Source organism: Curtobacterium sp. B8, from assembly GCF_000333315.1.
In the GTDB taxonomy this organism is placed as follows: domain Bacteria; phylum Actinomycetota; class Actinomycetes; order Actinomycetales; family Microbacteriaceae; genus Curtobacterium; species Curtobacterium luteum.
On sequence record NZ_BACW01000546.1, the window covers coordinates 1 to 1,347 of the forward strand.

Genomic DNA, 1,347 nt, shown 5'->3' on the forward strand with positions numbered 1-1,347 from the left:
TCCCGTCCGTCCGGTGGTCGGCTCGGCATCCCCCCACGAAATGCCGACCTGACAGGACCGGCCGTCCGTGGCAGGGTAGAACGAGCGGTCGATCCTTCCGAGACCGTTTTACCATGTCTGAGACAGGCATGGGGAGGGGACTTCGTGGTCGAGTACACGGACGACGACGCTCACCGTCGCGAGCTGTCGCGGAAACTGCAGCTCCTCATGGACGTGGTGGAGGCGAACTCGGGGCAGCGGCCGTCGTACAAGGAGATCGCGGCGGAGATCGAGGCGCAGGGTGCGTCGATGAGCCGACCGCGCTGGGGCTACATGCTCGGCGGGAACGGGCCGGCCGTCCGTGATCGGCGACTGCTCGAGGCCCTCGCGGTGTTCTTCGGTGTGCCGGCGGCGTACCTCACCGACGCCGCGGGCAGCACCGACGTCCCGGCCCGGGTGCAGGCGCAGCTCGAACTCGTGCTCGAGCTGCGCAAGCGCGAGGTCGTGGCGTTCGCGACCCGACGGCTCGGCGAGTTCGCCTCCGCGGACGAGATCCGCGAGTTCACCGAGCACCTGCGGGCGCTCGACGGCCCGGGGGTCACGTCGTGAGCACCGCGCGCGACCGGGCGGCGACCCTCCGGCTCCAGGCCGATGCCCGGCGGCGGGTGCAGCAGCTCGGACTGCCGCGGCGGCTGACCCTCCCGCAGCTCGTCGAGCGGGCGGAGGCGACCCTCGGCAAGCGGATCGAGGTCCGGACGGCTGACCTCCCAGGCGACCTCTCGGCGCGGCTCATCCAGCGCCGGGACCACGCGTTGCTCGAGACCCGGACGGGACTGTCCGACCGGTCACGCACGGCGTCGGTCCTGCACGAGCTCGCCCACGTCTTCCTCGCCGACCACGGCTGCGACCACGAGGCGTGGACGGGGCTCCTCTCCGGCCGGACGGCGTTCACCCGGTCCCTCGACACGCCGCACGAGCAGACGGTCGAGCTCGTCGCCGACGAGCTGGCGCTGCACATCGGCCTGCTCGACCCCGACGAGCGTGCGCCCGGGATCTTCCGGTGACGCTGCACGTCTGGGGATCGCTGCCGGTGTGGGCCGTCCTCGTGGTGCTGCTCGCGCGGCTCTGGGTCGTCCGCACGCAGTCCGCGAGTGTGACGTGGCTGACGGTCTGCTGCGCCTTCGTCGCCGTCGGCCTCTCGATCAACCAGCCCGACGTGCTCGCGGTGCTGGCGGGCGCCACCGGGGTCCCGAACATCGCGGACGTGATCGGACGATGCCTGATGGTCTGCGGCATGTTCGCGCTCGCGCAGTCGGTCGAGGCCGCGGCCCGCTCGGCCCGGCTGCAGCGTCCGGTCCGGATCATCGG

General features: G+C 72.1%; 3 protein-coding genes. All 3 read left to right on the forward strand.

The window, feature by feature from the left end:
• Positions 1-144 precede the first annotated feature (144 nt).
• Positions 145-588 (forward strand): hypothetical protein, encoded by a 444-nt coding sequence (locus tag I59_RS14720; RefSeq protein WP_022904524.1) that lies wholly within the window; start codon positions 145-147, stop codon positions 586-588.
• Positions 585-1,043, forward strand: coding sequence for a hypothetical protein (locus I59_RS14725; protein WP_022904525.1), 459 nt, complete (start codon positions 585-587; stop codon positions 1,041-1,043). The genes I59_RS14720 and I59_RS14725 overlap by 4 nt, the downstream gene beginning before the upstream one ends.
• The coding region (locus I59_RS14730; protein ID WP_031273906.1) for a hypothetical protein at positions 1,040-1,347 on the forward strand (308 nt) is incomplete at its 3' end. The genes I59_RS14725 and I59_RS14730, both read left to right, overlap by 4 nt.